Genomic DNA, 20,046 nt, shown 5'->3' with positions numbered 1-20,046 from the left:
GATCAGGCGTCGACCGGGAACGGGGTGTTGAGGTGCTGGCGGGCGAAGGCCAACGCCTCACGCAGGTCCGCCTCGCGGACCTGCCGACTCTTCGCGCCCCGGGTGGTCACCTCCACCGCCACCGAACCGGAGAAGCCCCGGCCGGCCAGCGACCGCAGCAACTCCGCACAGGGCTGGTTGCCACGCCCCGGCACCAGGTGCTCGTCACGCCCCTCGCCAGTTCCGTCGCCCAGATGCACGTGCGCCAGGCCGGCACCCATCCGGTCGGCCATCCCCAGGGCGTCGGTGTGCGAGGCAGCGCAGTGTGACAGGTCCAGCGTGTACGAGGGGTAACCGCTGTCGGTCGGATCCCAACCGGGCACGTACGGGACGAACCGGCGGCCGGCCATCCGCACCGGATACATGTTCTCCACCGCGAACCGCAGCCCACCGAACTCGCCGGCCACCCGGTCGAGACCGTCGGCGAAGTTACGGGCGTAGTCCCGCTGCCAGGTGAACGGCGGATGCACCACGACGGTCGGTGCCTCCAGCGTCTCGGCCAGCATGGCCGCCCGGCGCAGCCGCTCCCACGGGTCGGTGCTCCACACCCGCTGCGTCACCAGCAGGCAGGGTGCGTGCACGGAGAGCACCGGCACGCCGTAGTGGTCGGACAGCCCACGCAACGCGCCCGCGTCCTGGCTGACCGCGTCGGTCCAGACCATCACCTCGAGGCCGTCGTAGCCGAGCGCCGCGGCCAGCTGGAACGCCGCCGCAGTCCGTTCAGGGAAGACCGAGGAACTGGACAGAAGCACCGGGACGCGGGAAGTCACACCACCGAGGGTAGCCGGGGATCACACCGGCGCCAGTTGGTCCAGCCTGCTGAGGATCACGCCCTCCCGCAGCGCCCAGGGACAGACGTCCAGGGAGTCCACGCCGAGTCGGCGCATCACCGACTCGGCGACTACGGCACCGGCCAGCACCTGGTGGGCCCGGCCAGCGCTCACCCCTTCCAGCTCAACCAGCTGCGCCGGGGGGATGTGCCGGATGAAACCGAGCACCTGCCGCAGCCCGGAGCGGGTGAGCCGGCGCCGGGCCCAGTGCCCGGCGCCACTGGGCGCCGCGCCAGCGAGCCGAGCCAGGGTACGGAACGTTTTGGAGGTGGCCACCGGACGTTCCCACCCCACCGCGAGCATCCGCTCGACCACCGGGTCGAGCAGTCCGTCGACGTACTGGCGCAGTTCGTCCACCTGCCCCGGAGAGGGCGGCGCGGTGCTCTCCGGATCGATACCGAGGCGGTCCCGGGTCAGCCGGCCGGCGCCCAGCGGCAGCGACACCGCGACGTCCGGGTCCTCGTCGATGCCGGCCGCGATCTCCAGCGAGCCGCCGCCGATGTCCAGCACCAGCAGCCGCCCGGCGGACCAGCCGAACCAGCGCCGGACCGCCAGGAAGGTCATCCTCGCCTCGTCGGCACCGGAGAGCACCTCAAGGCGTACGCCGGCGGCGTCCCACACCCGGCCCAGCACGTCGGCCGCATTGGTGGCGTCCCGTACCGCGGAGGTGGCGAAGGCGATCAGGTCGTCCACCTCCAGTCCGGCGGCCGAGGTACGGGCCGAGTTGACCGCCTTGACCAGGGCGTCCGCGCCAGCATCGGCTAACGCGCCGTCCGGGCCGATCTGCTCGGCGAGCCGCAGCACTGTCTTCTCCGAGTACGCCGGCCACGGGTGCGCACCGCGATGGGCGTCGACCACCAGCAGGTGCACCGTGTTCGAACCGACGTCGAGAACACCCAGTCGCATGGGAGAACCCTAGGCCAACCGGTTCACGCCACTCGCCGCCCCGCCAGGCGAACCCCGCGTACGCTGGGCCGAGTGACAGCGCAGATCGAACTCCGCGTGCTCGTGGACGACCCCGCCGACCCACGCAGCCGTGAGGTGCCGCTGGACTTCCCCCGTGAGTGGATCGAGTTCGTCGACCCGGCCGACGAAAGGCACCTCGTCCGGGCCGACCTGACCTGGTTGCTGTCGAGGTGGACCTGCATCTTCGGCAAGGGCTGCCACGGCATCATCGCCGGCCGGGTTACCGACGGCTGCTGCTCGCACGGCGCGTTCTTCACCGACTCCGACGACGAGAAGCGGGTCCGCGCCGCCGCGAAGCGGCTGACCCCGGCGACCTGGCAGCACTTTCAGCGGGGCGCGAAGAACTGGACCGCCGACGACACCGTGGACGGGACCAACCCGGCGCGACGGACCGCCACCCAGGGCGAGGACGGTCCCTGCGTCTTCCTGAACGACGCGGACTTTCCGGGCGGGGGCGGCTGTGCGCTGCACGCCCAGGCTCTACGCGACGGGGCGCACCCCCTGGAGTACAAGCCCGACGTGTGCTGGCAGCTGCCGATCCGCCGGGACCAGGATTGGGTGAAGCGGCCGGACAATACGAAGGTGCTGGTGTCCACGCTGGCCGAGTTCGACCGGCGGGGCTGGGGTGCCGGCGGGCACGACCTCGACTGGTGGTGCACCTCGTCCACCGACGCTCACGTCGGCACCGAACCGATGTACCTCTCGTACCGCCCGGAACTGACCGCCCTCATCGGCGAGGCCGCGTACGCGAAGCTGGCGGAGTTGTGCGGGACGCGGATCCGGCAGGGCATGCTCGCTCCCCACCCCGCTGATCCCCCACCCAGCCTCCAGGGCCGAAGGGATGGGGGTACGGACGACTGCTGTGCCCACTCAGCGTAGCCAGTGCGGACGGTCACGGATCATGCCGTCCGTGGCGTTGGGGGTACGGTTCGGCTCAGGGCTCGAACTTGTAGCCGAGGCCACGCACCGTGACGATGTGGCGGGGGGCGGACGGTTCCGGCTCGACCTTCGAACGCAGCCGCTTGACGTGCACGTCGAGGGTCTTGGTGTCTCCGACGTAGTCGGCACCCCAGACCCGGTCGATCAGCTGCCCTCGGGTGAGCACCCGGCCCGCGTTGCGTAGCAGCAGCTCAAGCAGCTCGAACTCCTTCAGGGGCAGCGGCACCGAACTCCCGTCGACGGTCACCACGTGCCGTTCGATGTCCATCCGAACCGGGCCGGCGGCCAGCGTGGGGGTGCCCGACTCGGGAGCCTCCGGGCTCTGCCGCCGCAGCACCGCCCGGATCCGGGCCACCAGTTCCCGGGGTGAGTACGGCTTGGTCACGTAGTCGTCCGCGCCGATCTCCAGGCCGACCACCTTGTCGATCTCGCTGTCCCGCGCGGTGACCATGATGATCGGCACGTGTGAGCGCTGGCGCAGTTGCCGGCACACCTCGGTACCGGACATCTCCGGCAGCATCAGGTCGAGCAGGACGATGTCGGCACCGGTCCGGTCGAACTCGGTGAGGGCCGAGGTACCCGTGGCGGCCACGGAGACCTCGAACCCCTCCTTGCGGAGCATGTACGACAGGGCGTCGGAGAACGACTCCTCGTCCTCGACCACCAGAACGCGGCTCAACGGCGTTTCCTTTCAATCCGGGTCGGACCGGGCTGAGCCCCGGCCGATCCATCTACGGTCAGCCCTGCCGAAGCTCGGCCGAACCGGCGTCGATCCCAGCAGGCGACAGTGCCGCCAGAAGGTCGTCCGGCGGTCGGGCGGGCAGCCGGAGGGTGAACGTCGACCCACCGCCAAGAGTGCTCGCCACATCAACCCGGCCGCCATGATTGCTCGCGATGTGCTTGACGATCGCCAACCCGAGACCGGTGCCGCCGGTCAGCCGCGAGCGGGCCTGGTCGGCCCGGTAGAACCGCTCGAAGATTCGGTCCACGTCGGTGGGGGCGATGCCGATGCCCTGGTCGGCGACGGCGATCTCCACCTGTTCACCGGCGGCTCGGGCGGTGATGCGTACCGTCGTCTCCTCGCCCGAGTAGTTGACGGCGTTCTCCACCAGGTTCGCCACGGCGGTGGCCAGCTGGCTGTCGCTGCCGTACACCGTGAGTCCCCGCTCGGCCTCGACCGTCACCTCGATCCGGCGGGCTGCGGCGGTGGTCCGGGTCCGGTCGATTACCTCGGAGATCACCCAGTCCACCGGGACCGGCTCCGGAGCGGGCTGCGGCTCGGCCCCCTGAAGCCGGGTCAGCTCCAGCAACTCCTGCACCAACCGCCCCAGCCTGGTCGACTCGTGCTGGATCCGCTCGGCGAATCGCCGGGCGGCGACCAGGTCCTCGGAGAGGTCCGGACGTCCGTCGCCCGCCGGTACGGTGGCATCGAGCAGTGCCTCGGCGAGCAGTTGCAGCGCACCGATAGGTGTTTTCAGCTCATGGCTCACGTTCGCCACGAAGTCGCGGCGGACACGGGCGAGCCGGTGCGACTCGGTCACATCGGCCGCCTCCACGGCGATGTAGCCGTTGCCCAGCCCCATCGCCCGCAGGTGCACGCCGAGCGGGTTCTCCCCGGCGTTGTCGCGTCCCCGGGGAAGGTCCAGTTCGATCTCGCGCCGCACTCCGGTACGCCGTACCTGCCCCGCCAGGGTACGGATCAACGGATGGGCGGCGATGGAACCCGGCCGGCCTCCGGTGCGTAGCAGCCCCATCGCCCGTGCTGCCGGATTGACCAGCACAGGGACATCCTCGGCGTCGAGCACCACCACCCCCGCGCGCAGCGAGTCGATAGCGCGACGGCCGAGCCCGACCTGCACCTCGTCGACGATCGCGTGCCTCCCACTGCCGAGCCGGAATCCCGAAATGATCCGGGGCAGCCACAGGCCGGCGGCCAACCCGGCGGCCAAGGCCAAGGCCACGGCCACACCCACTGTCACCGCCCACGTCACCCGGCGATCGTAGGGTCATTGTTCACCCGGCTACCTCCCAGAACGGGACGAAGCACTCTCACTTCCGGGAAAGTTCACCTCCGTGTCCGGCGTAGTTCATCGGCGTTCACCTCCGGTCCTCCCGGTAGCCCTAGTTTGAGCGGCGGACCTGCGCAAACCTTGCCGGCCCGACCGAGCCGGCGCCGACGGACAGGACGTGAGCATGCGCGACGAGTTCCGGGCCGAACTTCAGGCCGTCAGCCAACTGCTGGTGGACATGGCCGAGGGAGTACGGGCGGCGCTACGCCAGGCGACCCGGGCCCTGCTCACCGCCGACCGCCGGGCGGCCGAGTCGGTCATCGAGCAGGATGCCGAGATCGACTCACGCTACCGGCAGGTGGAGGAGCGGGTCTGCGACCTGCTGGCCCGCCAGGCACCGGTCGCCAGCGACCTGCGTGCCATGATCACCGCACTGCACGTCGCCGCCGATCTGGAACGGATGGGCGACCTGGCCGACCACGTCGCCAAGACCGCGCTGCGGCGGCACCCGTCGCCGGCCGTGCCGGCCGAGCTGCGGCCGGTCTTCACCGACATGGCCAACATCGCCGACCGGATGGCCGAGAAGATCGCCTCGGTGCTGGCCCGCCCCGACGCCGACCTCGCCGCCGAACTGGACAGCGACGACGACGCGATGGACGAGCTGCACAAGGGCCTGTTCGGGGTGCTGCTGGGAGCGGACTGGCCGTACGGTGTGGAGACCGCCATCGACGCCACCCTGCTGGGCCGCTTCTACGAGCGTTTCGCCGACCACGCGGTCAACAGCGGCGAGCACGTGGTCTACCTGATCACCGGTGAACCCGTTACCCCCGCCTGAGGTGCAGGGAAGGGCCCCCTGTCAACGCCTCGCGGATAGCAGGGGGCCCTTCAACAACGACGGTGCCGAACGGTCAGCGGCCCTGGTTGGCCACCGCGGCGGCGGCCTTCTTGGCGGCCTCCGGGTCCAGGTAGGTGCCGCCCAGGGTCTGCGGGCGCAGGAGCGGGTCCAGGTCGTAGCGCAGCGGGATGCCAGTGGGGATGTTCAGCTTCGCGATCGCCTCGTCGCCGATCTGGTCCAGGTGCTTGACCAGCGCCCGCAGTGAGTTGCCGTGGGCGGCCACCAGCACCGTACGACCGGCCAGGATGTCCGGCACGATCGAGTCGTACCAGTACGGCAGCATCCGCTCCACGACGTCCTTGAGGCACTCGGTGCGCGGCATCAACTCGGTCGGTAGCAGCGCGTACCGCGGGTCGCCGACCTGCGACCACTCGTCGTCGTCGGCGATCGGCGGAGGCGGGGTGTCGTACGAGCGACGCCAGAGCATGAACTGCTCCTCGCCGTACTCGTCGAGGGTCTGTTTCTTGTTCTTGCCCTGCAGGGCGCCGTAGTGACGCTCGTTCAGCCGCCACGACCGGCGCGCCGCGATCCAGTGCCGGTCGGCGGCGTTCAGCGCAAGTTCAGCAGTGCGGATGGCGCGGCGCATCACGCTGGTGTGCACCACGTCCGGCAGCAGGCTGTGCTCGCGCATCAGCTCGCCGCCGCGGCGCGCCTCGCTCTCCCCCTTCTCGGTCAGGTCTACGTCGACCCAGCCGGTGAAGAGGTTCTTCGCGTTCCAGTCGCTTTCGCCGTGCCGCAGCAGGACCAGCGTCCCGACGGTGGGCCCCTCGCTAGCTGTCATGCCGATCATCCTGCCGCAAGGGCTTCCGGGGCGCGCGGGAAGGGTCGTGACGACCACCACGTGGTAATCGGGGTGACCCTGATTCCGCCGCACCACTAGGTTGTAAGGATCATCTAGAAGATCAGGCATTACGGAACGGGGGCGCCGGCGTGCGCGTGATGCGGGGTTGGTTCCGGGAGACCACAGGGGGACTACCGACGACCTTCTGGTATCTCTGGACCGGCACGCTGATCAACCGGCTCGGCTCGTTCGTCCTCGTGTTCCTCGCGATCTACCTGACCCAGGAACGCGGCTTCTCCGCCTACCAGGCCGGTCTGGTGCTCGGCATGTGGGGAGTGGGCGGCGCCGTCGGCACCACGGCGGGCGGCACCCTCACCGACCGCTGGGGGCGGCGTCCGACGCTGCTCACCGCACACCTGGGCGCCGCCGCCATGATGCTCGCCATGGGCTTCGCCCGGGACCTGTGGACGGTCGCGGCCGGGGCGCTGCTGCTCGGCCTCTTCGCCGAGGCGGCCCGACCGGCGTTCGGCGCCATGATGATCGACGTGGTACCCGAGCGGGACCGGCTCCGGGCCTTCTCGCTCAACTACTGGGCGATCAACCTCGGATTCGCCTGCGCGGCGGTGCTCGCCGGATTTGCCGCCCAGGCCGGCTACCTGCTGCTCTTCGTGGTGAACGCGTCCACCACAGTGGTCACCGCACTGATCATCTTTGTCAAGGTCAAGGAAACCCGGACAGTCACCGTCAGCATGCCCCTTGACGGCGCGCCGACCGGCGCGCTGCGCAGCATCCTGACCGACCGGGTGTACCTGGGATTCGTCGCGCTGAATCTGCTCGGCGCACTGGTCTTCCTCCAGCACATCTCGATGCTTCCGATCGCGATGGCCGACTCGGGCCTGAGCCCCGCCACGTACGGCTCGGTGATCGCGCTCAACGGCATCCTGATCGTGGCCGGTCAGCTCTTCGTACCCAAGCTGATCAGGGGCCGCAGCAGGTCGCACGTACTCGCGCTGGCCGCAGTCGTGATGGGAGTCGGCTTCGGGCTGACCGCGTTCGCCGACGTCGCCTGGTTCTACGGGTTCACCGTGCTGATCTGGACGCTCGGCGAGATGCTCAACTCACCATCCAACGCCACCCTCATCGCCGAACTCTCCCCCGCCGAACTGCGCGGTCGCTACCAGGGCGTCTTCTCGCTCTCCTGGCAGCTGGCCGGAGCGGCGGCGCCCATCCTCGGCGGTCTGGTACGGGAGCAGGCCGGGAATGCCACGCTCTGGTTCGGCTGCGCCGCTATCGGCGCGGTGATGGCGGTGGGCCACCTGCTGTCCGGGCCGGCCCGGGAGCGGCGCGCCGTAACGCTTCGTACCGCGGAAGCTTCGCCGGTGGTGACGGTCCAGTCGACCGCACCGCAGCCCGCCGCACCTCAGGCGGCCGAGCCGGTGGCAACCAGCCGGAGGTGACCTCCCCCCGGCACACGTGGCCGACCCCTGCTCAGGCAGGATCTGTTAGGTCACCGAACAGATTGGGTGCCGGGGTGTTCTACTTAGCCTTCCCGGCGGCGTCGTTCGTGACGCCCACGCTCGGCGGCTTCAGCCTGCAAAAGTGGGGCGACGGGCACTGGCTGCTCGTCGGTGCGCTGGGCCTGCTGGCAGCCAGCGGTTATCTGCTCGCCGGGCCGTCCCGGGAACGACGGGTGGCCACCCTGCGCCGTCGGTTGGCGGAGCCGGCCGAGCCCGTTCGCCATGCGCCCTGAGCGTCGGATGACACGCGATGTGCCCGGCACGAAGCTGTGCCGGGCACATCGGCCAGTACGACCGGCGGCGGCGGGCGGCACTCACCCCCGTAAGCAACGCCCGCTCGCGCCGCCGGTCCAAACAGGTGGGCCACCGTCCCCCAACGGTGTCGGTCCACCCGTCCCCCGCCACCTCGCCCGGTGCACGAATCTGATCGATCCGCCGCTCCCCCGAACGGTTCCGAGCGTGGTGCGGTGCAATAAAGCTAGTTCGACCCACCACTCCGGTTCAACCGGAGCGGCTGTCTCGCCCGTCACAGCAACGAGCCCTCATTCACGGCCAACAGCGGGTACCCCGTGCCGCGTTCCCGCAAACCTCCTCACCCGTCCTCCCGATCGGGTGATTCGGTTCGGAAGAAGTTGCTCTGCCGGCCGTCCCGCAACTGCTCCTGGTAGATCAGGTTCAGCCGCCGGAGATCGAAGGTGTGGAACCACTCGTCCCAGGTGATCTCGCGGACCCGGCTACTCTCCCGATAACCCGGCATGTTGAACGTGAGCACGCCCGCCCGGCCGTCCCGCTCGGTTCCGCTGACCGTCGCCGGCTTGGCACCCCGCTGCCGGGCCCAGCGCCGGATGACGTCGTGGTTGGTGGTGACCAGGCTGCGGCCTGGACGCTCCGGCCGATCCTGGACCGAGGAGATCATCTGCGAAGATCGTACCGACCGAGAGGTCGACCGGCCGGTCCGCGGACCCCCACTGCGATCCTGCGCCGCGCCCGCCGTGGGCTTACGGGCAGCCGCCCCCGCCGTTGACTTGCGCGGTGTGGACCTGCGCTCCGTCCCCGCCGTGGGCCTGCGCGCCGCGCCTGCTCGCGTGCCCGAGGTCTTCGTGGCGCTGGCGCGGCCGGCCGGCCCGCTGCTCCGGCGTCCGGCACTGCCCGACCTGAGCGCCTTCGCCAGCGTCTTCACCAGCTCCGGCTTGCGCAGCGCCGAGATGCCCGAGACCCCGTACCGGCGGAGCTGCCCCCTGATGTCGTCCGCCCGCATCCGCGAGATCTCCGACTCGGAGATCCGCGGAGCGTTCGGGCTGGCGTCGCGGCTCTGCCGCTTGGTACCGGTCGCGGTCCCGCCGCGACCCGAGCTGTTTCGCTGAGCCATCAGTGCTCACGCTCCTCGACACTCGTGTCTCGGCGCGGCGGGTCCCAACGCCGCACCGCGCGGTGCGGCTTACCCGTCAGGAACGGTCCGAACCTCCGTCGGCCGGCGGACCGGCCGCCGGTTGCGACGACTCGAACAGGTGCGCGAAGGCCACGAGGTTGGCCGTGGACTCGCCCCGCTTGACCCGCCACTCCCACTCCCGCCGGATCGAGCTGCCGAAGCCAATCTCCAGCATCGTGTCGAACGACTCGTCGGCGTAGGTCAGCACCGCGCCGAGCAGCCGATCCAGCTCGTCGACATCGACACCGGCGGGGTTGACCCGGCCGGTCAGGTAGACGTCGCCGACCGCGTCGACGGAGAACGAGACCGCATACATCTTGGCGTTGCGCTGCAACAACCAGGCCCACAGCTCCTCGCGGCGCTCGTCCGGCTGGCGCATCACGAAAGCCTCGATCCGCAGGGCGTGCTCGCCCACGATCAGGTTGCAGATCGTCTTGAGCTTGTGGGTGCCGGGCAGGGTCACCGCGTACGACCCCGGGCCGGTGGACTCGCAGGCGAGCTCCCGCTCCGCGCAGACAGTCTCGATCAAGGTCCCGAGGTCACTCATCCGATCAACTCTACGGCCACCCCCGTCGCGCCGCCCGATCGTCGACGGCCGAGGTCAGCGGGCCGTCGACGATGTGTATCAGCGGCGTTGACCGGGGCCCTTCCCTACGCCTCAGAGCGCTCACCAGCAGCGGGTGGTGGCGAGTTCGGCAGCGAAGCGAGCCCGGTGTGCGGCGATCGACTCGCCGTAGACCGTGAGCAGGCCGGCCGCGGTGCGGTGCCAGGAGAAGCTACGGGCATGCCGGGCGGCGCCCACGGACAGCTCGGCCCGGCGCGCCCGATCGGGCAGCAGGCGACCGAGGGTACGCGCCCAGTCGACCGGGTCGTGGCCACGCACCAGCACCCCACTGACCTGGTCGCGGACCGCAGTGACCAGGCCACCGACGGCCGCGGCCACCACGGGCGTTCCGCAGGCCTGGGCCTCCAACGCGACCAGGCCGAAGGATTCGTTGTACGACGGCACCGCGACCAGGTCAGCCGCCTGGTACAGCAGGGGCAGGTCGGCACCGGTGAGCGGCGGCAGGAAGTGCAGCCGGTCGGTGACCCCGAGCGAGGCGGCCAACTCGATCAGGGCGGTCGGCCGGTCCAGTCCGTTGCCACTGGGGCCACCACAGATCACCACCGCAACGTCGCGGGCCAGCGCGGGGTCCCGCTCGCGCAGCGCGGCGATCGCCCGGACCAGCACGTCCGGCGCCTTCAGCGGCTGGATCCGGCCGACGAAGGCCACCAGGTGACCTCGGCTCGGCAGGCCCAGCCGGGCACGGGCGTGGGCGGCGGCGCGGTCCCGGTCGCCGGGTGCCGGACGGAACCGGTCGAGGTCGACTCCGGGCTCCACCACCGCCACCCGGGTCGGGTCGGCGTCGTACCGGCCGATCAGGTCCCGCGCTTCGACCCGGGTGTTCGCGACCAGCCGGTCCGCCTCCGCGACCACCTGTTCCTCGCCGATCACCCGTGCCTTGGGTTCCGGCCGGTCCCCGGCGGCGAGCTGCGCGTTCTTGACCTTGGCCAGCGTGTGCGCGCTGTGTACCAGCGGCACCCCCCAGCGGTCCTTGGCCAGCCAGCCGACCTGGCCGGAGAGCCAGTAGTGGGAGTGCACAAGATCGTAGTGGCCGGGCGGTCGGGCCGCCTCGGCGCGCAGCACGCCGGCGGTGAACGCGCAGAGCTGCCCGGACAGTTCCTCCTTGGTCAGCCCTTCCAGCGGGCCGGCCATCACGTGCCGGACGTGGACTCCGGGGGCCACCTCCACCAGCGGTGGCAGGTCGCCCGAGGTGGCCCGGGTGAAGATCTCGACCTCGACGTTCGCCTCGGCCAGCCGCCGGGCGACCTCGAGGATGTAGACGTTCATGCCGCCGGCGTCGCCGGTGCCCGGCTGGTGCAGCGGCGAGGTGTGCACCGAGATCGTCGCGATCCGCCGGGGTTGTGGCCACGGCAGGGAGCCTCGCTGACGACCGACACCGGTGTGCTGTTCCGCCACGTCCGCTCCCTTTGCCACGGTAGATGCCGTCTCGCACGACCGGCGCTCCTGCGTAAACCTCCACGCCGGATGTCATCTTCCCGATCGGCCGCGGGAAATACTTCGGCCGGCCCGTCGGGCGTGACCGACCTCATGCCGACGGTGCCGTTCGCCGTCCGAGGGTGTCGGGTGAGAATGGCCGGATGAATCGTGTCGCCGTCGTCACCGGAGCATCCAGCGGAATCGGCGCAGCCACCGCCCGGCGGCTCGCCGCCGAGAATTTCCACGTTCTGGCGGCGGCGCGGCGTACCGACCGGCTGACCGACCTGGTCGCCGAGATCACCGCCGCTGGCGGCGCCGCCACCGCGGTTGCCTGCGACGTCACCTCTGACGAGTCGGTGGCCAGCCTCGCACTGGCCGCGCAGCGGGCACCCGGGCCGGTGGCCCTGCTGGTCAACAATGCCGGCGGGGCGCGCGGGCTGGATCCGGTGGAGTCCGGGGCGGTCGACGACTGGCAGTGGATGTACGACGTCAACGTGCTCGGTACCCTGCGGGTCACCCAGGCGCTGCTGCCGGCCCTGGAGTCCTCGGGTGCCGGCACCATCGTCGTCGTCTCGTCGACCGCCGGTTTCACCGTGTACGAGGGCGGGGGCGGCTACGCCGCGGCGAAGCACGCACAGACCGCCGTCGCCGGCACGTTGCGGCTGGAGTTGTGCGGACGTCCGGTCCGGGTGATCGAGGTCGACCCGGGCATGGTGCGGACCGACGAGTTCTCCCTGGTCCGTTTCCAGGGCGACGCCAACCGGGCGGATGCCGTCTATGCCGGGGTCGCGGAGCCGCTCGTCGCCGAGGATGTCGCCGACTGCATCGCCTGGTGCGCCACCCGTCCGCAGCACGTCAACGTGGACCGGCTCGTCGTCCGCCCGCTGGCCCAGGCCGCCCAGCACAAGGTGCACCGGACAAGCTGAGCTGGATTCCACCGATGGCCACGCGGAGGTCCCGGCCGCTCGGGGCGGCGACCAGGGGGACCACCGGCCCCAACCGGCTACGCCGGGTGGACAACTGGATCGTGGAGAGCTGCGCCGAGGTGCTGCGGTCCGCGCCGGACCCACTGGTGGTCGACCTCGGCTACGGCGCGACCCCGGTGACGGCGGTGGAGTTGCGCGCCCGGCTGGCCGCCGGGGTCCGCGCCGACGTGCGGGTGGTCGGGTTGGAGATTGATCCGGTGCGTGTCGCCGACGCCCAGCCCGCCGCCGACCCACCCGGACTCACCTTCTTCAGGGGCGGCTTCGAGCTGGCCGGTCTGCGCCCGTCGCTGGTCCGCGCGTTCAACGTGCTGCGCCAGTACGACGAGAGCGAGGTGGCCGCCGCGTGGGCCACGCTCGTCTCGGGGCTCGCTCCTGGCGGGCTGCTGGTGGAGGGCACCTGCGACGAGTTGGGCCGCCTCGGCGGGTGGGTGCTGCTCGACGTCGACGGCCCGCGCTCGTTGACCATGGCCGCCCGGCTGGCCACCCTCGGCAACCCGGCCGAGCTGGCCGAACGGCTACCCAAGGCGCTGATCCACCGCAACGTCCCGGGTGAGCGGGTCCACGACCTGATCTGGGCTCTGGAGGGGGCATGGCGGGCCGCCGCCGGCTACGCCCCCTACGGTCCCCGCCAACGTTGGCTGCACACGGTGGCCGCTGTCCACGCCCAGGGCTGGCCGATCCTCGACCGGCCTCGCCGCTGGCGTCTGGGCGAGCTCACCGTCGCTTGGCCAGCCGTCGCCCCCCGCCACCCCTGACCTCTGCCGCCAGGCCGGTTGATCGAAAGGTTTCCGCCGCCTCGGGAGGGCGCTCGCTCCGGCGAAACTTCTTGATCGACTGGCCGGAGCAGACCTGCGGGCGGGCGACGGTCAGAGGGCGCAGTTGATGAGGACGGGTTCGGGGTGCAGCGGGACAGCGAAGCGGGCCTGGACGGTGTCGCGGATCTCGCGGGCGAGGGTGATCAGAGCCCGGGTGGTGGCGGTGCCGGTGGGATTGGTGAGGGCGAGGGTGTGTTTGCTGGAGATGGCCACGCCCTCCAAGCCGGGATGGCCCTTGCCGAAGCCGGCCTTGTCGATCAGCCAGGCCGCACTGACCTTCACCATGTCTCCGGTACCCGGCCACGCCGGTGGCTCACCCAGGTCGGCGGCGCGCTGTCGCAGCAGCTCGTACCCGGCGCCGTCGAGCACCGGATTGGTGAAGAACGAGCCGACCGAGCGGGTGTCCGGGTCGGTTGGGTCCAGGACCATGCCCTTTCCGGCGCGCAGCCGCAGCACGGTGTCCCGAGCCTGGGCCAGCGGCACCCGGTCGCCGACTTCGATGTCGAGCGATCGGGCCAGCTCCGCGTAGCGCACCGCGCCGGAGTGCGGCGAGCGGGTCAGCCGGAAGTCCACCGAGAGCACCACCCAGCGCTCGCTGTACTTGAAGATGCTGGAGCGGTAGGCGAACCCGCAGTCCGCGGCGTCGACCCGCCCGAGGGTCCCCGCAACCCGGTCGTAGACCTGCACACCGGTGATGGACTCGGCGACCTCCTGCCCGTACGCCCCGACGTTCTGGATCGGGGTGGCACCGGTCGAGCCGGGTATGCCGGACAGGCACTCTACCCCCGACCAGCCGTTGCGTACCGTCGCGGCGACCAGGTCGTCCCACGGCTCGCCTGCCTCGACCCGCACCGTCACGGTCTGCTCGTCCTCAGCGATCACCTGCAGGCCGCGCGAGCGGACGAGGACCACGGTGCCCGGGAAGCCGACGTCGCCGATGACCACATTGCTGCCGCCGGCGAGCAGGAGGATCTCGGAGTTCGCCTCGCGGACCCGGGCGACAAGCTCCTCGGCGCTGGTCGCGGTGGCGATCCGGCCGGCCGGCCCGCCGAGGCGCAATGTGGTGTATTGCGCCAGTTGGTCCGTGCTGGCGGGTTGCGCGGCGGCGCTCGGCTGGGCGTAGACGTCGGACACGCCCTTCACCCTAGGCTGAGGGGTAGCCGTGGCACCCACTGGTGGCCCGGTCACCCCCAGGAGGATGGCGATGAGCAGATTGCACGGCACCAAGGACTTCTGGATCGGTGCGCTCCGGGCGGAGGGCCCGGCGTTCGCCGCCGCGGTGGCCGAGGCACCGCCTGAGACACCGGTGTTGTCCTGTCCCGGCTGGACGGTGACCGACCTGACCTGGCACCTCGCCAACGTCTACCGGTGGGTACGCGACGTCGCCGGATCGGGTACGGCCGGCGCACCGCAGCAGAGCCGGTCGCAGCCGGTCGAGCCCGTGCCCGGGGTCGTCGCGGTGCAGCGGTGGCAGCAGGCGTACGACGACCTGATGGCACTCTTCGACACCCTGGACCCGGAGGCACCGGCTTGGAACTGGGCGCCGCAGCCGAAGAAGGCAGTTTTCTGGCCGCGCCGGATGGCCCACGAGACGGCGGTGCACCGCTGGGACGCCCAACTCGCCATCGCGGCCGGCGAGCCGGTCGAGGCCAAGCTCGCAGCCGACGGGGTCAGCGAGGTGCTGGACACCTGGCTGCCGGCCGGCCGGCGGATCGCGACCGGCCCGTTGCAGGGTGTGGTCCGACTGTCCGCCGTCGACGCCGACCAGGAGTGGTACCTGCGGCTGCGCGGCGAGGGGGTGGCGCTGCTGGACACCGGCACCATCCTCGACCACGACGACCACCACGCCCGGGTACACGTCAGCGGCACGGCGAGCGACCTGCTGCTGGCGCTCTGGGGGCGGGTCAGCTTCGACACACTGACCCTCGCCGGGGATCGCACCCTGTTGGACGGCGTCCGCGCCGGCTGAGCCGCAGGGCGGTCCGGTACCGGCGTAGCCGCTGACCGGTGGCCACGAGCGACCCTCCAGGTGGGGTCCGCTCGTGGCCATTCTGTGACCCTGCCGTGAGAGCGCTCTCTTGACACCGGTCCCGAGCGGGCCGCAGGCTACGAGAGAGCGCTCTCAGACTCAACCCACCACCATCCGACCTGAGAGGGGTCATCACAGATGGGCATTTTCCCGCGCCACCGCCTCGCGGCGGTCGCCCTGGTCGCCACCGGCGCCCTGCTTGCCACCAGCGGCTGCGGCGGCGAGGACGCCGGAGACGGCACGACAACCCTCACCGTCGACGTCTTCGGGCAGCTCGGATACGAGCAGCTGTACCAGCAGTACATGGACGCCAACCCCGGTGTGAAGATCGTCGAGCGGGGCACCGGCAGCAACCTCGACGAGTACTCGCCGAAGCTGACCCAGTGGCTCGCCGCGGGTAAGGGCGCCGGCGACGTCGTGGCCATCGAAGAGGGCCTGATGGTCGAGTACAAGGCCAACCCGGACAACTTCGTCAACCTGCTCGACCACGGGGCCGGTGAACTCAAGGGCAACTTCCTCGAATGGAAGTGGAACCAGGGACTAACCGCCGACGGACAGCAGCTGATCGGGCTCGGCACCGACGTCGGCGGCATGGCCATGTGCTACCGAACCGATCTGTTCGACAAGGCCGGCCTGCCGACCGACCGTGAAGAGGTCTCCAAGCTCTGGCCGACCTGGGAGGACTACATCGCCGCCGGCGAGAGGTTCAAGGCGGCCAACACCGGCGCGTCGTTCCTGGACGCGGCCACCAACACCTTCAACACGATCGTGCTCCAGACCGCCGGCAACGCACAGGGCTACCACTACTACGACACCAGCGACAACCTGGTGGTGGACAGCAACCCGGCGGTGAAGCAGGCCTGGGACACCACGATGAACATCATCAACGCGGGCCTCTCCGGCAAGTACGGCTCCTGGTCGGAGGAGTGGGTCTCGGCCTTCAAGCAGGCCAAGTTCGCCACCATCGCCTGCCCCGCCTGGATGACCGGCGTGATCGAGGGCAACGCCGGGCCGGAGGCCAGCGGCAAGTGGGACATCGCCCGGGTGCCGGGCAACGGCGGCAACTGGGGCGGCTCGCACCTGGCCGTGCCCCGCCAGAGCAAGAACCAGGAAGAGGCAATCAAGCTGATCAAGTTCCTGACCAGCGCCGAGGGCCACATCGGCGCATTCAAGGCGAAGGGTCCCCTGCCGTCCTCGCCGCAGGCGCTCGACGACCCCGCGATCACCGAGGCCACCAACCCGTACTTCTCCGACGCGCCAGTCGGCAGGATCTTCGGTGCGGGCGCGAAGACCCTCAAGGCGGTCTACATGGGCCCGAAGAACCAGGCCGTGCGGACCGAGGTGGAGAACGCCGTCCGCACCGTCGAGCTGGGTCAGCGCAACCCCGAACAGGGGTGGCAGGACGCCATCACCAACGCCAAGAAGGCCGCCGCCAAGTAACCGGCCCGATGGTCCCCGACCCCGCCGCCGATCCAGCCCGACCGCGTCCGAGCGACGCAGTCGGTGGCCGGCACCGGATCGGCGCGGGGCGGGGAGGGACGTGGAAAGGAGTCAACGGGTCATGGCGTTGCGCCTCGACGCGCGGGGGCCGGTCACGCCGGCACCGCGTGACACCCGCCCGTTCCGGGCCGGGCGGCTGAGCCGGATCGACACGAAATACTCGCCCTACCTCTACATCGCACCATTCTTCGTGATCTTCGCGATCTTCGGAGCGTGGCCGCTGGCGTACACCTTCTGGGTCTCGCTGCACGACTGGGACCTGCTCGGCAGCAATCCCACCTTCGTCGGCGTCGACAACTACAACCAGTTACTGGCCGACGGCGACTTCTGGCACTCGGTACTCAACACCCTCGGCATCTTCGTCATCAGCACCGTGCCGCAGCTGCTGCTGGCGCTCTGGCTGGCCAACATGCTCAACCGGCAGCTACGGCTGCGCACCGGCTGGCGGATGGCGGTGCTGGTGCCGAACGTCACCTCCACGGCCGCCGTGGCGATCGTCTTCGGAGTACTCTTCGGCCGCGAGTTCGGCATGATCAACTGGATGCTCGACCTGGTGGGCATCGACGGCATCGAGTGGAAGTCCGACCGGTTCGCCTCCTGGGTGGCCATCTCGGCCATGGTCGACTGGCGATGGACCGGCTACAACGCCCTGATCTTCCTGGCCGCCATGCAGGCCATCCCCCGCGACCTCTACGAGGCCGCCGCGATCGACGGCGCCAACCGCGCACGGCAGTTCTGGACCATCACCGTGCCACTGCTCAAGCCGACGATCATCTTCTGCGTCATCATCTCCACCATCGGCGGGCTACAGCTGTTCACCGAGCCTCGACTGTTCCACTCCGGCACCAACGCGATCCGCGGCGGGCCGATGCGCGAGTCGCAGACGATGACCATGTACATGTTCGAGAACGCGTTCGCGCCGTACTACAACTTCGGCTACGGCTCTGCGGTGGCCTGGCTGCTCTTCGCCCTGATCGCCATTGTGGCGACGATCAACGTACTGATCATCCGCCGGCTCGGTGCCGGCGCCCGGCCGGACACCGGCAAGCGCAGGGGAGGTTCTCGATGAGCCGGCTGTGGCGGGCCAGCCCGCTGACGTACTTCGCACTGATCGCCGCGGCGGTTCTGTCGATCTTCCCGATCTACTGGATGCTCGTGGTGGCCAGCCGGTCCAGTGACGCGATGGGCCAGTTGCCGCCACCGATGACCCCCGGCGGCAACCTGGGCGCCAACATCTCCCGGTTGTTCGCCAACACCGACGCGTACTTCCTGGCCGGTCTGATCAACTCGGCGATCGTGGCGATCACTGTCACCGTGTCGGTGGTGTTCTTCTCCACCCTGGCTGGCTTCGCCTTCGCCAAACTGCGGTTCCGGGGCCGCAACGGAATGCTCATGGTCATCGTTGCCACCATGATGGTGCCCACCCAACTCGGCATCATCCCGTTGTACATCCTGATGACCAAGCTGAACCTGAACGACCGGCTGCCCGCGGTGATCCTCCCGGCGCTGGTCACCGGATTCGGGGTGTTCATGATGCGTCAGTACGCCGGTCAGGCGGTCAGCACCGAGCTGATCGAGGCTGCCCGGGTGGACGGCTGCGGCACCGCCCGGATCTACTGGAACGTGGTGCTGCCGGCACTCCGGCCGGCCGCCGCCGTACTCGGCCTGCTCACCTTCATGACCACCTGGAACGACTTCCTGTGGCCGTACGCGGTGCTCAACGACCCGGAGAATCCCACCGTGCAACTGTCGTTGCGGGCCCTGTCCGACGGCTACTACCAGGACATGTCCCAGGTCTTCACCGGTACTGCCATCGCCACGCTGCCCCTGCTGCTGGTATTCGTCCTGTTCGGCCGCCAGATCATCGGCGGCATCATGGAAGGTGCGGTCAAGGCGTGACTCAACTGAGATTTCCCGACAATTTCCTCTGGGGTGCGGCCACGGCGGCGTACCAGATCGAGGGGGCGGCCCGCGACGACGGGCGCGGTGACTCGATCTGGGACACCTTCAGCCACACACCGGGCAAGGTGCACGCCGGGCACACCGGTGACGTCGCCTGCGACCACTACCACCGGTACGCCGACGACATCGCGATCATGGCCGAGCTGGGGATGCAGGCGTACCGCTTCTCGGTGTCCTGGCCCCGGATCCAGCCGGACGGGACCGGGCCGGTCAACCCGCGTGGCCTGGACTTCTACGACCGGCTGACCGACGCGGTGCTGGGTCGGGGCATCGACCCGATCATCACTTTGTACCACTGGGACCTGCCGCAGACCCTGGAGGATCGCGGCGGCTGGACCAACCGGGACACCGCCGAGCACTTCGCCACCTACGCCGCCGCCCTGTACGCCCGGCTCGGCGACCGGATCGGCACCTGGACGACGCTCAACGAGCCGTGGTGCTCGGCGTACCTCGGCTACGGCAACGGGGTGCACGCGCCCGGGGTGCAGGATCCGGGCGCGGCCTTCAACGCCGTACACCATCTGTTGCTCGCGCACGGCCTGGCCACCCTGTCGTTGCGCGCGGGGGGCGCCGACCGGGTCGGCATCACCCTGAACCCCGCCGACGTACGCCCCGCCGACCCGAACAGCACGGCCGATGCCGCCGCCGCGCGCCTGGTCGACGGCCTGCACAACCGGATCTTCCTCGATCCGCTGCTGGTCGGCGGATACCCGGACGACGTCCGCGAGCACGTTGCCCGGATCGTCGAACCCACCTTCGTGCGCGACGACGACGAAAAGATCATCGCTGCTCCGATCGACCTGCTGGGAATCAACTACTACTCGCCGACCTACGTGGCCGGGCGGCCGGACGGCGCCGGTGGCGGCGGAGCCTATCCCGGTACCGAGGGCGCGGTGCAGTTCCTGGCGCCGGTCGGTCCGCTGACCGACATGGGCTGGATGATCGAGCCGGCGGGGCTGACCCGACTGCTGGAACGCATCGCCACCGACTATCCCGCGGTACCGCTACTGATCACCGAGAACGGCGCCGCCTTCCCGGACAAGTCCGCCACGGGGGTGGCCAGCCCGGTGCAGGACACCGACCGGATCGCCTACCTCGACGGCCATTTGCGGGCGGCCCACGAGGCCATCGCCCGGGGCGTCGACCTGCGCGGCTATCTCGTATGGTCATTGCTTGACAACTTCGAGTGGGCCGAGGGGTACCGCAAGCGGTTCGGCATCGTGCACGTCGACTACCTCACTCAGCGGCGTACACCGAAGTCCAGCGCCCGGTGGTACCAGGAGGTGATCTCCCGGAACGGGCTGTGAC

General features: G+C 70.2%; 20 protein-coding genes. 11 read left to right on the top strand and 9 right to left on the bottom strand.

All coding sequences use genetic code 11. The features are described 5' to 3' along the window. Positions 1 to 2: 2 nt before the first annotated feature. Together ACFHWY_RS01320 and ACFHWY_RS01315 are read right to left on the bottom strand one after the other, a co-directional pair. Complete coding sequence (locus ACFHWY_RS01320) at positions 3 to 809, bottom strand: sugar phosphate isomerase/epimerase family protein (RefSeq protein ID WP_416578217.1); 807 nt, start codon at positions 807 to 809, stop codon at positions 3 to 5. A 21-nt stretch (positions 810 to 830) separates the two neighbouring features. Then, positions 831 to 1,775 carry a Ppx/GppA phosphatase family protein gene (locus ACFHWY_RS01315; protein ID WP_416578216.1) on the bottom strand — a complete coding sequence of 315 codons (945 nt, stop codon included), beginning with the start codon at positions 1,773 to 1,775 and terminating at the stop codon, positions 831 to 833. Between the two features lie 72 nt (positions 1,776 to 1,847). On the opposite strand from ACFHWY_RS01315, the gene ACFHWY_RS01310 reads away from it, so the two are divergent. After that, a complete protein-coding gene (locus ACFHWY_RS01310) occupies positions 1,848 to 2,714 on the top strand; it encodes a hypothetical protein (protein WP_416578215.1) in 867 nt (288 codons plus the stop codon). A 55-nt stretch (positions 2,715 to 2,769) separates the two neighbouring features. Here ACFHWY_RS01310 and ACFHWY_RS01305 read toward each other — a convergent pair whose 3' ends face one another. Together ACFHWY_RS01305 and ACFHWY_RS01300 are read right to left on the bottom strand one after the other, a co-directional pair. Continuing rightward, positions 2,770 to 3,453, bottom strand: a complete 684-nt coding sequence (locus ACFHWY_RS01305; protein WP_416578214.1) for a response regulator — start codon at positions 3,451 to 3,453, stop codon at positions 2,770 to 2,772. Positions 3,454 to 3,511: 58 nt separating this feature from the next. Further along, a complete protein-coding gene (locus ACFHWY_RS01300; protein WP_416578213.1) occupies positions 3,512 to 4,765 on the bottom strand; it encodes an ATP-binding protein in 1,254 nt (417 codons plus the stop codon). A 202-nt stretch (positions 4,766 to 4,967) separates the two neighbouring features. On the opposite strand from ACFHWY_RS01300, the gene phoU reads away from it, so the two are divergent. Next, positions 4,968 to 5,618, top strand: coding sequence for a phosphate signaling complex protein PhoU (phoU, locus tag ACFHWY_RS01295; RefSeq protein ID WP_416578212.1), 651 nt, complete (start codon positions 4,968 to 4,970; stop codon positions 5,616 to 5,618). Between the two features lie 73 nt (positions 5,619 to 5,691). Here phoU and ACFHWY_RS01290 read toward each other — a convergent pair whose 3' ends face one another. Next, the gene (locus ACFHWY_RS01290) at positions 5,692 to 6,459 is read right to left on the bottom strand and encodes a phosphoglyceromutase (protein WP_416578211.1); all 768 of its coding nucleotides are present in this window, start codon (positions 6,457 to 6,459) and stop codon (positions 5,692 to 5,694) included. A gap of 158 nt (positions 6,460 to 6,617) precedes the next feature. Between ACFHWY_RS01290 and ACFHWY_RS01285 the strand changes: the two genes are divergently transcribed. Both ACFHWY_RS01285 and ACFHWY_RS01280 read left to right on the top strand, forming a co-directional pair. Continuing rightward, positions 6,618 to 7,916, top strand: a complete 1,299-nt coding sequence (locus ACFHWY_RS01285; protein WP_416578647.1) for an MDR family MFS transporter — start codon at positions 6,618 to 6,620, stop codon at positions 7,914 to 7,916. A 74-nt stretch (positions 7,917 to 7,990) separates the two neighbouring features. Further along, positions 7,991 to 8,209, top strand: coding sequence for a hypothetical protein (locus tag ACFHWY_RS01280; protein ID WP_416578210.1), 219 nt, complete (start codon positions 7,991 to 7,993; stop codon positions 8,207 to 8,209). A gap of 359 nt (positions 8,210 to 8,568) precedes the next feature. Here ACFHWY_RS01280 and ACFHWY_RS01275 read toward each other — a convergent pair whose 3' ends face one another. The 3 genes from ACFHWY_RS01275 to mshA all read right to left on the bottom strand — a co-directional run bounded on the left by ACFHWY_RS01275 (position 8,569) and on the right by mshA (position 11,425). Next, a complete protein-coding gene (locus ACFHWY_RS01275) occupies positions 8,569 to 9,345 on the bottom strand; it encodes a hypothetical protein (protein WP_416578209.1) in 777 nt (258 codons plus the stop codon). Positions 9,346 to 9,421: 76 nt separating this feature from the next. Then, positions 9,422 to 9,952 (bottom strand): YbjN domain-containing protein, encoded by a 531-nt coding sequence (locus ACFHWY_RS01270; RefSeq protein ID WP_416578208.1) that lies wholly within the window; start codon positions 9,950 to 9,952, stop codon positions 9,422 to 9,424. Positions 9,953 to 10,072: 120 nt separating this feature from the next. Next, positions 10,073 to 11,425, bottom strand: a complete 1,353-nt coding sequence (gene mshA, locus ACFHWY_RS01265) for a D-inositol-3-phosphate glycosyltransferase (RefSeq protein WP_416578207.1) — start codon at positions 11,423 to 11,425, stop codon at positions 10,073 to 10,075. Positions 11,426 to 11,607: 182 nt separating this feature from the next. Here mshA and ACFHWY_RS01260 point away from each other — a divergent pair, with 182 nt between their 5' ends. Next, the gene (locus ACFHWY_RS01260; RefSeq protein ID WP_416578206.1) at positions 11,608 to 12,372 is read left to right on the top strand and encodes an SDR family NAD(P)-dependent oxidoreductase; all 765 of its coding nucleotides are present in this window, start codon (positions 11,608 to 11,610) and stop codon (positions 12,370 to 12,372) included. Positions 12,373 to 12,386: 14 nt separating this feature from the next. Further along, positions 12,387 to 13,187 (top strand): class I SAM-dependent methyltransferase, encoded by an 801-nt coding sequence (locus ACFHWY_RS01255; protein WP_416578205.1) that lies wholly within the window; start codon positions 12,387 to 12,389, stop codon positions 13,185 to 13,187. 111 nt (positions 13,188 to 13,298) lie between these two features. Here ACFHWY_RS01255 and ACFHWY_RS01250 read toward each other — a convergent pair whose 3' ends face one another. Next, positions 13,299 to 14,381, bottom strand: coding sequence for a UDP-N-acetylmuramate dehydrogenase (locus ACFHWY_RS01250; RefSeq protein ID WP_416578204.1), 1,083 nt, complete (start codon positions 14,379 to 14,381; stop codon positions 13,299 to 13,301). Positions 14,382 to 14,451: 70 nt separating this feature from the next. On the opposite strand from ACFHWY_RS01250, the gene ACFHWY_RS01245 reads away from it, so the two are divergent. From ACFHWY_RS01245 to ACFHWY_RS01225, 5 genes are all read left to right on the top strand, one after another. Beyond that, positions 14,452 to 15,216: a maleylpyruvate isomerase family mycothiol-dependent enzyme gene (locus tag ACFHWY_RS01245; protein WP_416578203.1), complete on the top strand. Its 765-nt coding sequence runs from the start codon at positions 14,452 to 14,454 to the stop codon at positions 15,214 to 15,216. A gap of 198 nt (positions 15,217 to 15,414) precedes the next feature. Then, on the top strand, positions 15,415 to 16,716 hold the full coding sequence (locus tag ACFHWY_RS01240) for an ABC transporter substrate-binding protein (protein WP_416578202.1): 1,302 nt from the start codon (positions 15,415 to 15,417) through the stop codon (positions 16,714 to 16,716). Positions 16,717 to 16,837: 121 nt separating this feature from the next. Beyond that, positions 16,838 to 17,845, top strand: a complete 1,008-nt coding sequence (locus tag ACFHWY_RS01235; RefSeq protein ID WP_416578201.1) for a carbohydrate ABC transporter permease — start codon at positions 16,838 to 16,840, stop codon at positions 17,843 to 17,845. Next, positions 17,842 to 18,675 carry a carbohydrate ABC transporter permease gene (locus ACFHWY_RS01230; RefSeq protein WP_416578200.1) on the top strand — a complete coding sequence of 278 codons (834 nt, stop codon included), beginning with the start codon at positions 17,842 to 17,844 and terminating at the stop codon, positions 18,673 to 18,675. Before ACFHWY_RS01235 ends, ACFHWY_RS01230 begins: the two co-directional genes overlap by 4 nt. Further along, positions 18,672 to 20,045 (top strand): GH1 family beta-glucosidase, encoded by a 1,374-nt coding sequence (locus ACFHWY_RS01225; RefSeq protein WP_416578199.1) that lies wholly within the window; start codon positions 18,672 to 18,674, stop codon positions 20,043 to 20,045. Before ACFHWY_RS01230 ends, ACFHWY_RS01225 begins: the two co-directional genes overlap by 4 nt. Position 20,046: the final 1 nt, after the last annotated feature.

The sequence above is a fragment of the Micromonospora sp. LOL_024 genome, assembly GCF_048060415.1.
GTDB lineage: Bacteria > Actinomycetota > Actinomycetes > Mycobacteriales > Micromonosporaceae > Micromonospora.
Note: the sequence above shows the minus strand (reverse complement) of the source record. Positions and strands in the feature narration are given on the sequence as shown.

Bases quoted from the DNA above. Each gene is read 5' to 3' on its own strand.
- ACFHWY_RS01255 (WP_416578205.1), top strand. From the start codon at position 12,387: ATGGCCACGCGGAGGTCCCGGCCGCTCGGGGCGGCGACCAGGGGGACC.
- ACFHWY_RS01260 (WP_416578206.1), top strand. From the start codon at position 11,608: ATGAATCGTGTCGCCGTCGTCACCGGAGCATCCAGCGGAATCGGCGCA.
- ACFHWY_RS01240 (WP_416578202.1), top strand. From the start codon at position 15,415: ATGGGCATTTTCCCGCGCCACCGCCTCGCGGCGGTCGCCCTGGTCGCC.
- ACFHWY_RS01270 (WP_416578208.1), bottom strand. From the start codon at position 9,952: ATGAGTGACCTCGGGACCTTGATCGAGACTGTCTGCGCGGAGCGGGAG.
- ACFHWY_RS01230 (WP_416578200.1), top strand. From the start codon at position 17,842: ATGAGCCGGCTGTGGCGGGCCAGCCCGCTGACGTACTTCGCACTGATC.
- ACFHWY_RS01245 (WP_416578203.1), top strand. From the start codon at position 14,452: ATGAGCAGATTGCACGGCACCAAGGACTTCTGGATCGGTGCGCTCCGG.
- phoU (WP_416578212.1), top strand. From the start codon at position 4,968: ATGCGCGACGAGTTCCGGGCCGAACTTCAGGCCGTCAGCCAACTGCTG.
- ACFHWY_RS01275 (WP_416578209.1), bottom strand. From the start codon at position 9,345: ATGGCTCAGCGAAACAGCTCGGGTCGCGGCGGGACCGCGACCGGTACC.
- ACFHWY_RS01235 (WP_416578201.1), top strand. From the start codon at position 16,838: ATGGCGTTGCGCCTCGACGCGCGGGGGCCGGTCACGCCGGCACCGCGT.
- ACFHWY_RS01285 (WP_416578647.1), top strand. From the start codon at position 6,618: ATGCGGGGTTGGTTCCGGGAGACCACAGGGGGACTACCGACGACCTTC.
- ACFHWY_RS01290 (WP_416578211.1), bottom strand. From the start codon at position 6,459: ATGACAGCTAGCGAGGGGCCCACCGTCGGGACGCTGGTCCTGCTGCGG.
- ACFHWY_RS01315 (WP_416578216.1), bottom strand. From the start codon at position 1,775: ATGCGACTGGGTGTTCTCGACGTCGGTTCGAACACGGTGCACCTGCTG.